Origin of the sequence: Pseudorhodobacter antarcticus (genome assembly GCF_900110135.1) — a bacterium.
Taxonomy (GTDB): Bacteria; Pseudomonadota; Alphaproteobacteria; order Rhodobacterales; family Rhodobacteraceae; genus Pseudorhodobacter; species Pseudorhodobacter antarcticus.
The window spans coordinates 1-8,872 of the sequence record NZ_FOCO01000072.1 but is presented as its reverse complement, the minus strand read 5'-3'; the positions used below and the strand labels follow the sequence as shown (position 1 = coordinate 8,872).

Here is an 8,872-nt window from a genome sequence, read left to right as displayed (position 1 = left end):
TGGCACCGCCCAATCCAAGTCGATCAGGTGCAGGAGGCTCTCGACAAACCCCGTCGTCTGCCGCAGCGCCATGCCGAACAGTACTTTCATCGTCAGACATGTCTGGATCGCAGCGTCACTGTAGTCGGGCTGTCGGCCACGTTTTCCGGTCGGCGCAGCCTCCCAGGTCATGGTGGGATCGAACCAAATCGTCAGCGAGCCACGACGCTTGAGCGCTTCGTTATAGGCGGACCAGTTCCTGGTCTTGTAGGCGAGGGGTGTCGGTTTACTCATACCACACAGCTACCATGCTGGATTCACAAGATGAATCCCTCATGGGATTTGTGCAACAGAGCCCCTGCTAGGATGACAATGTTAGCGATATGGGTCAATGCACCCACATTCCTTGCGCCTCGGCCAGTTTGCTCACAGCCAGCCCTTCGATTCAAACTCAGTCAAATCAACACCGGGCGGCGCATACCATGCGCCTGCGGTGTATCTTGCACCTAACTGTTGTGCGGCTTCCTTGTTACCGTAGGGAATACTAAGTGGCGTGTTGGCAGAGGTATCACGCTGCTCTGCCACTGATGGGTACGTCGCATCCACCATAACCACATTGGCTTCGGGCTTCCTTGGCCGCTTCGTCGGTTTTGTGGATTTTGTTGCTGCTGGTTTAAAATTCTTCGCAATCGTCTTGCGACGGCCCCTGCCGGGATTTGACCCTTGGTTCTTGTCGATCCAAGAGGATATAGCGGCTGAGTTGGCTTTAGCTTCGTCGGTTATCGCAACGCCTTGTTCCCGCGATATGCTCTCGGCGAATGACAATTGTGCCGAACTTGGGGGACGTGCTCCAAGGCCGGCTCCTGTATTCTCTCCAGCACCTACAGTTTTCTTGGGGGCGTGTTGCTCGAGGAACTCGCGGCAGACCAATCCCGATTTGGTGTAACCCGCGGGGGGTTTTATGCCCTTCTGACGTGCTATACTGTCGGCGAAACGCTTCATCGCGGCTGTTGGTGGCCGTCCGCCGCCCGCACCATCCGATGCAAAGCCGAACAAAGGCGATATACCGCCCGGCGGACCTTTCACGAGCTTGCCGATGATACGCTGGGCAACATCACAAACGGCATCGATGGCACCAACCATCTCTTGTTTACCGACGACGACATCGTCGAGCAGGCATTCGAGTTGCGCCGTCACGCCCGGGTCAACCAAGGCCGGATCAGCCTGTTGGAGAACACCAAACAAACTTAATCCGCTTTCAGTGGGCACAATGTTCCTTCCCTGAACAACCAGAAACCCCTGTCGTTTCAATCCCCCAATGATCTCGGCGCGGGTCGCAGGGGTGCCGATGCCCTTGGCTTCCTTCAGCCTGTCGCGCAGAACCTCGTCCTCGACAAAGCGCCAGGCCTGCTGCATCGCTTCGATCAAAGTGCCTTCGTTGTAGCGCGGCGGCGGCCGGGTTTCCTTGTCCTCGATGGCGGGATTCCGCAGCCGCGCGGTCTCGCCGTTTCGCATCAGTGGAAGCAACTGCGCGTCGTCACCCTTTTCGTCGGCGGGTTGCCATTCAGGAAAAGCCGCGCGCCAACCCAGATCAATGTGTTGGCGTCCTGTCGCCTTGAACGGAAAACCGCCCACATCGAGCGACGCGGTGGTCTGGCGATAGCGAAAGTCCGGCATGACGGTGGCCAGATACGCCCGCGCGATCACGTCAAACAGTTTCTTCTCGTCGGTCGAAAGGCGCGGCCAGACCTCCGGCAAGTTTTTGATCGTGTTGACGTTGGGGATGACCGCATGGTGACTGGCTCCCTCCAATCCTTTGTCATAGAAACTGCCACTCTTCCCCTTGCGGATAATCGGCTCCGATGGCACGGGTATGGCGCTGAACGATTTCCCGACTTGCAGCCCAGCGACGACCTGCGGCACATCCGCAATCAGGTTTTCTGGCAGGTAGCGCACTTCGGCACGCGGATAGGTGATGATCTTCTTGCCTTGGCCGTCATAAAGCTCCTGAGCGATATCCAGAGTCTTTGCCGCTGCCCAACCGAAGCGGGACGCGCAGAGTTTCTGGAGGGACGGCAGATCGTGCAGTTTTGGCGGTCCTTGGCGCTTGTCCTCGACACGCACGTCAAGTGGCCCCTCGAAGTCACGGGCAGCCGTGACCACGGCCTCTGCAACTTCACGTTTGAGAATTCGATCCCGTGATGCATGTCGCATCTTGAAATCACCGCCCTCGACCGAAGCGGTGGCGACAATCTCGAAATAGCTCGTGGGAACAAAATCGCGGATCTCCAATTCACGCTTGCAGACGATTGCCAGCGTCGGAGTTTTTACACGTCCCACACCTATGACGCCCCGCGCGCCCTTGCCAAGGATAACGGTGGCGGTGCGGGTCAGGGACAGATTGTAGATCTGATCGGCCTGGCGGCGCGCAACGGCGGCGGCATAGAGCCGGGCGTATTCTGAATTGGGTTTTGCCCGATCGAACGACTGGCGTATGGTCTGAGCGTCTTGGGCTGTGAACAGCACACGCATAACCTCGCCGCGATACTTGTAATGTTCGAGGATCTCTTGGCCAATGAGCTGCCCTTCTCGATCACAATCGGTGGCAAGCCAGACCCGCTTGGCCGAGCGCAGCGCCTCACGAATGGCTTTAAGCTTGGCCGCCTTGTTACCGCCCTTTGCCGGTCGCGTGCCGTAAAGCTCCTCGGGGCGCAGCAGGACCGCGGACCAGCGCTTCCATTCCGGCACCACATCTTCTGGTTCGAGCAAATCGAACAAGTGCCCCTCGGCGGGCAGAACCATGCCGTAGCGAGACCCGATGGCAGCGCGAACGTCTTTTGCCTGGCTGGTTTTCTCGGTAATGACGATCTGATCGGACATGAGAAGCTCGTTCGGAAAAATATGCTTAAGATCGGAACGTATAGTGAACATGTAAAGCTGACAACCGGGATTTCTAAAGGGCCGTGCAATTCGCCAAACCGGTGGAGCCCCGACACTAGGAGTATCAGTGAAAAACAGGCGGTCGGCCCATGGGCAGTGTTTCCATCACCTGCGCACGCGCCTTCTTGCAAGATTGGATGACGATGTTGATTTCGTGCTCTGCAATCCGGGTCATCGGCAAGAGTTGTGCAACAACACCAATTTTAGGCCTCTTTTTCCAAACTCAAAACACTATCCTAGGCAGCCATGTCGACAGTGGGGGCCACGACCAGATAAGCGCCATGGCGATAATTTGTAGCACAATAAAGGGTATAACGCCTTGATATATCATCCCTGTCGTAATCTCGGGCGGAGCAGCACCGCGCAGGTAAAATAGAGAAAAGCCGAAAGGTGGCGTCAGGAAGGACGTTTGCAGGTTGACCGCTATCAAAACTGCAAGCCAAATAGGGTCGTGGCCCATGAGGATGAGCGGTGGGACCAATAATGGCAGCAAAATGACCGAGATTTCTACGAAATCAAGGAAGAAGCCGAGAATGAAAATGAACGCCATGGCAAAGATCAGCGCCCCTGTTGGCCCGCCGGGCAGCGATTGCAGGATGTCGGCCACGCGGTGTTCGCCCCCCAACCCGACGAAAACGAGGCTGAAATAAGACGCCATCAGGATGGTTGCAAAAATCATCGAGGTAACAATTAGTGTTTGCCTCATCGCCGCAAATATGATGCGACGACGGAAGGTTGCGACAAGCGCTGAAGTTATAGCTGCCAAGCCGAGTAAAGCCAGACCGCTGTAGACCGCTGCCACAGCATATTCGAGCGTGCCCGCATCTGAACGTTGCAACCGTACAGGGGCCAAACCTGCAGCAAAAGCTAGCACCAAAAGTGCCACTGACCCTGCAATAATGAGCCAACGTGGGGCACCTTGACGAACCCCAGCAAGCAATATCGCCCCCACTGCACCCACTGATGCCGCCTCGTTCGGCGATGCGATACCACCCAAAATTGCGCCCAATACGGCAAAGATAAGCAAGACTGGGGGAGCGATTGCCCCGAAAACCTCGGCGGTGGTCGGTGCAACCGATTGTTCGCGCATCGCGGGCGCATCCTGCGGCTTTAGCCACGCACGCCCAAGAATATAAATAATGTAGAGTACCACCAGCAGCAGACCAGGAACCAAGGCGGCGGCAAAGGTTTGGCCCACTGAAATGGTTTCAACTGAAAACTTACCTTGCTGAAATTGGGCTTGCTGAAAGGCAGAAGACATGACCTCGGCCAAAATAATCAGCAGGGTCGAAGGTGGGATGATTTGCCCCAATGTGCCGGCAGTTGCGACCATCCCGGCGGCGAGCCTGGGATTGTATCCGTTGCGCAGCATAGCAGGCAGCGCGATCATGCCCATGGCTACCACAGTTGCCCCGACAATCCCCGTGGAGGCCGCAAGTAACGCACCAACCAGCATCACCGACACACCCAAACCGCCACGCATAGATCCGAACAGTCGGCCCATGGTTTCCAGCAAATCCTCGGCTACCCGTGATTTTTCAAGGACAACCCCCATCAACACAAATAACGGAATCGCTGTGAGCACAGGATTGGTCATCACCGCGAAAAACCGCTGCGCCAATGCCCCCATCAGTCTAATGTCAAACACTCCAAGCGACCAGCCCAGCAAGGCAAAGCTTGTGGCCACCCCGGCGATGGAAAAAGCCACCGGATAGCCCAGCAAAATCACAATGATCAGGGCGGCAAACATAATCAGATCCAGCGACAAGGTCATTTCGCCTCACTCAAGCGGATGACATCGCGGATCAGCGCCGAAAGACCCTGGACAAGCAAAAGCACGCAAAATGCGGGAATCAGGGATTTTAGAAGGAACGAAGCAGGGACGCCACCAACTGAAATGGCACCTTCAAAGATCGACCATGAACGGCGGACGGAAGGCCAGCTGTAGTAGAGCAAAATGCCCAACGACGGCAGCATTAAGAAGATGTGGCCGAAGATGTCGATCATCGCCTTTTTGCGGGGTGGCAGGGGAGCGTAAAAGATATCCACTCGCACGTGTCCGTTCATAAGCAAGGTGTAGCCTGAACCAAGCATGAATATGGAGGCATGCAGGTAAAGTACGGATTCGTTGATGAAAATTGACGTGAAACCAAAGATATAGCGCAAGAGAACTATGCCAAATTGCACCAGCACCATTGCAAGCGCAGCCCACATTACGACGTCGCCTATGGCGCGGTTGATATGGTCCAACCTGTCTGCAAAACGCTCCAATATATACCCCTATTAGGCTTGCGGCCCCCATATGGCAGGGGGCCACCGTTTGGCTTATTCGCCGTAGTTGTATGCAAGGTTTCGGGCATTCATCTGGCCATTGTCAGCCCATGGCATGTATTCGACCATCAGCTTGCGATACTCCAAAAAGCTTTCGGTAATACGACGAACCAGCTCATCGTCGGAATTCCGCAGTTCAGTGATCACTTCGCCCATAGCATTGCCCATTGCGATAGTGATTTCTTCCGGCCACTGACGCACCTGCACGCCGTGTTCAGCAACCAGCGCACGCAAAGCAAGGGCGTGTTTGGTGTTATACTCGGTCAAAACTGGATTATACATCGACTGCGCCGCTGCCTCGATCACTTGTTTCAGATCCTCGGGCAGCTCGTTCCACGCGGTCAGGTTGATGCCGCATTCTTCGGCCGACGACGGCTCGCCAGGGCCGGGACCATAGTAATTGTTGGCGACTTGGTAGAGGCCAAGCGCTGAGTCTGTCCAGGGCCCAATAAATTCGCCCGCATCCAGCGCACCAGATTGCAGAGCTTGGAACATAGCGGGGCCAGACATGGACTCTACCGCCACACCAAGTTTTGACATGACCTCCGAATTAAGGCCGGTGGTGCGATATTTCAGGCCCTTGAGATTGTCCAGCGTCTTGATTTCATTTCGAAACCAACCGGCCCATTGTGGGCCAGAGTTGCCAGTCAGGAAGGGTTTAAGGTTAAAACGGCTGTACATTTCATCATACAGCGCCTGTCCGCCGCCTTGTAACATCCAACCGTGCTGTTCAATGGCCGTGAGACCAAGAGGTTGGCTACCAAACAATAAGATGCCCTTGGATTTGCTCCCCCAATAGGCCGGGACCGCGTGGTAAATCTCCGCAGTGCCTTCGCCAACCGCATCGAATACGCCATTGCCGGGAACAATTTCACCTGCGGCGAAAAGCTCAACTTCAATCCGGCCACCGGACAAGGCGGTGATGCGATCAGCCAGCATTTGCGCAGCCACTCCGGGGCCGGGCAGATTTTTAGGCCAAGCAGAGACGAGGCGCCATTTGCGTACGTCTTGGCCGATGGCCGGGGAGGCCAAAGCCGCTGCACCGACAGTGGCTGCTGCAGTGATAAAGTTGCGTCTTTTCATCGAGGTTCGCTCCTTTTTGGTTTAACTTAGTAATTCATTTTGACGTCAATTGCTCTGCTTTTGGCAATCATTGATTCCAGTTTTCGCTTGGGACAAAGTTGGATGCTAACGATGGGCAGGTCAACATGTTCCGTCGTCTGTCCGCGCTTCTTCAAGGCATTTACCGCCGCTATCTCAACCGCAACGGTAAAAGGGCAGCGGGCAAAAAACTGTTTGAGCAGAACTTTCATGGCGGCAACGCTGAACGACGACTTGTTGGACGGCTTCTTCATCGCGTCATCCCTCCTCATTTACATCACTTAACTGATAGCCGCCCCACGAAAGGCCGGACATAGAGAACCACACTATCCCGCCAAACCCCAGAAGCCTGACTTCCGACCGTGCTCCAGCTTCAGCCGGGTGACATAAGTGGCGTGAGGCTCAAACGTCCCGTAATCCTCGATCCTCCCGGCAAGTTCAGCACACGTGGCCAAGTGCTGGGCGGCATAGCCGTAGCGCTTTGATCTGGCCTTCGACAGTGTGAAGTCGATCATGGCTCTCAAAGCCAGCGTGGCGGCAAGTGGGTGGCGCTCCGAGGTAGCCTCCGCTGCGGGCACAAGAAATTCATAGTGGTCGCCGTTGATTTCGGCGTGGCGGTCAATCAGCAACCGGGCTGCGCGGTCTGGGGATGGCCAGTCCAGGAAGAAGCCCAAGGCCGGCGTCACGCGCGAGTGGGCGGCGGCGTGGTCCATGGCCCGTTCCTCGGCCTCGATATCCTCGAAATCGGGAAGCCGCTTTAGAAAATCGCGCAGGTATTCAGAATTTAGAGTGCTCTCGAAACAGCTCCAACGGAAAGCCTGCGCCTCCTCCTTGCGATCAAGCGCCTCCAGAACCTCTAAGCGGGTGTCCTGCCATTCGCGAGGCACCCAGCGGTCGTTGTCCACCTCGGCGCGTTCTATGAAACCGAGCGCGTCCCCTGCCCTGCCAGAGGCCAGCAGGCGTGCCGCTATTTCGGCAGCGATCTGCGGCACCTTTCGCGTCCGCGCATCGTACTGGGCGATGAAGGCATCCACGTCGCCCATGGCATCGGCGATGTCTTTCAACGCCATCTCCACCATGCTTTGCCGGGAGCGTTCTTCCATCTGATGCGCATAAGTCGCGCCGCCGCTGCCATACCCCACCGCCTCCCATTCGCTTTTTGGCGACACAGGAACCGGCGTCGCCGCAATCGCCTCAATCCGCTGTTTGAGATGCGCCAGACCATCTTCCCCAAGCGCGGGCGTCAGGATGGCAATCAATCCGTCATACTGGCCGTAGCCATTGTCCCGCAGCGCATCAATCGCCGCATCAGCCAGAGACTCTGGCGGCGACCCGGCGGAAAGCGCGATCTCTCCCAGCAACGCGCAGGCATCATGAAAAACTTCGATGACGATGCCGCTACTGTCATCGCAGCGCTCGAAAAGCGGCGTTGCCACCTGCATGAAGCGCCAGGCCAGTGCCAGCGCCTCGGTCGGGTCGGTCGGTGCGATCTGCTCCTTGATCGCCCTAAGCTGGCTTTGCAGATCGGTAACAAGCGGCTTACGGTTTTGCCAGTTCACAAAACTGCGCGCCCGCGCGATGCTGGTCAGCCGCTTCGACACCTCTCGCCCTGCCTCTTTCGGGCTTTGCGCCCCCGCCAGTTCCAGCCGCAGCCGTCGTTTGGCCACTGCAGAGCCGGTGCTGATCTCGATCAGCAGGTTGGCCAGACGAGCGGCACCCAGCGTCTCGAGGTTCTTCGCGTTCAGGGTCGTCTTCGATGCCATTGGGAATCCATCTTTAGTTCATTCGCACCTTAGCAGCGGTCAAGGACAAGCGAAATACCGTCACTGATTCGACACTAGGACCAGTCTCGCGCCAAAAAAAGAGACTTTGATCGATTCCACAGCTACGCAGATTTTCCTTTTATTACGCAATTTCAATGTGTTCGTTGACTGTGCGCAGATGATCACCACTGTAAGGCCAGCCACCATCATTGCGCAGGATCAACCATGCCCAAACTGACCAAACGCACCATCGACGCGACCGAACCGCAGGTGGTGGAGTTCTTCATCTGGGATGAAAGCATCCCCGGCTTCGGGGTGCGCGTAATGCCCAGCGGGCGTAAAAGCTTCGTGGTGCAGTATCGCGCAGGGCGACGACCACGACGCATGAGCCTCGGGCCCAGCACTGTACTTACCTGCGATCAAGCACGCACCCGGTGTTAATTTCCACGCAAATGTGAGCCGGGTTTTCCATCGAGAAGTGAGCCACCTTTAGGTTATGTTCCGCGAGTTATGCTGGCGTCAAGACAATGCTGGGCTCCTTCCTTTTTCGGGCCGCAGCGGCTGAGCTTGCCTTGAAGCGGAAGCTGTCGTTTCCGGTCTCCAAGATGTGGCAGCGGTGGGTCAGTCGGTCGAGCAGAGCGGTGGTCATTTTGGCATCGCCGAAGACGGTGGCCCATTCGCTGAAGCTGAGGTTTGTGGTGATCACGACGCTGGTGCGCTCGTAAAGCTTGCTCAACAGATGGAAGAGCAGCGCCCCG

At 56.5% G+C, this 8,872-nt stretch carries 9 protein-coding genes; 1 reads left to right on the top strand and 8 read right to left on the bottom strand.

Annotation, left to right across the window (positions count from 1 at the left end; genetic code table 11):
• From BMY36_RS18220 to BMY36_RS18190, 7 genes are all read right to left on the bottom strand, one after another.
• Window positions 1-273, bottom strand: a 273-nt coding sequence (locus BMY36_RS18220; protein ID WP_175469342.1) for a transposase, incomplete at its 3' end; no start/stop codon positions are given.
• A gap of 132 nt (window positions 274-405) precedes the next feature.
• Entirely contained in the window at window positions 406-2,859 is a 2,454-nt protein-coding gene (locus tag BMY36_RS18215) for a type IA DNA topoisomerase (protein ID WP_050520611.1), read from the bottom strand.
• A gap of 283 nt (window positions 2,860-3,142) precedes the next feature.
• Complete coding sequence (locus tag BMY36_RS18210) at window positions 3,143-4,693, bottom strand: TRAP transporter large permease (protein ID WP_050520610.1); 1,551 nt, start codon at window positions 4,691-4,693, stop codon at window positions 3,143-3,145.
• Window positions 4,690-5,190 (bottom strand): TRAP transporter small permease subunit, encoded by a 501-nt coding sequence (locus BMY36_RS18205; protein WP_139194137.1) that lies wholly within the window; start codon window positions 5,188-5,190, stop codon window positions 4,690-4,692. The genes BMY36_RS18210 and BMY36_RS18205 overlap by 4 nt, the downstream gene beginning before the upstream one ends.
• A gap of 54 nt (window positions 5,191-5,244) precedes the next feature.
• A complete protein-coding gene (locus tag BMY36_RS18200) occupies window positions 5,245-6,333 on the bottom strand; it encodes a TRAP transporter substrate-binding protein (RefSeq protein WP_050520608.1) in 1,089 nt (362 codons plus the stop codon).
• Window positions 6,334-6,359: 26 nt separating this feature from the next.
• Window positions 6,360-6,605: a hypothetical protein gene (locus BMY36_RS18195; protein ID WP_139194136.1), complete on the bottom strand. Its 246-nt coding sequence runs from the start codon at window positions 6,603-6,605 to the stop codon at window positions 6,360-6,362.
• Between the two features lie 72 nt (window positions 6,606-6,677).
• Complete coding sequence (locus BMY36_RS18190; RefSeq protein WP_050520606.1) at window positions 6,678-8,114, bottom strand: DUF6880 family protein; 1,437 nt, start codon at window positions 8,112-8,114, stop codon at window positions 6,678-6,680.
• A 225-nt stretch (window positions 8,115-8,339) separates the two neighbouring features.
• On the opposite strand from BMY36_RS18190, the gene BMY36_RS18185 reads away from it, so the two are divergent.
• Window positions 8,340-8,555 carry an Arm DNA-binding domain-containing protein gene (locus BMY36_RS18185; protein WP_082224908.1) on the top strand — a complete coding sequence of 72 codons (216 nt, stop codon included), beginning with the start codon at window positions 8,340-8,342 and terminating at the stop codon, window positions 8,553-8,555.
• 67 nt (window positions 8,556-8,622) lie between these two features.
• Here BMY36_RS18185 and BMY36_RS18180 read toward each other — a convergent pair.
• Window positions 8,623-8,872, bottom strand: a 250-nt coding sequence (locus tag BMY36_RS18180) for an ATP-binding protein (protein WP_175469341.1), incomplete at its 5' end; no start/stop codon positions are given.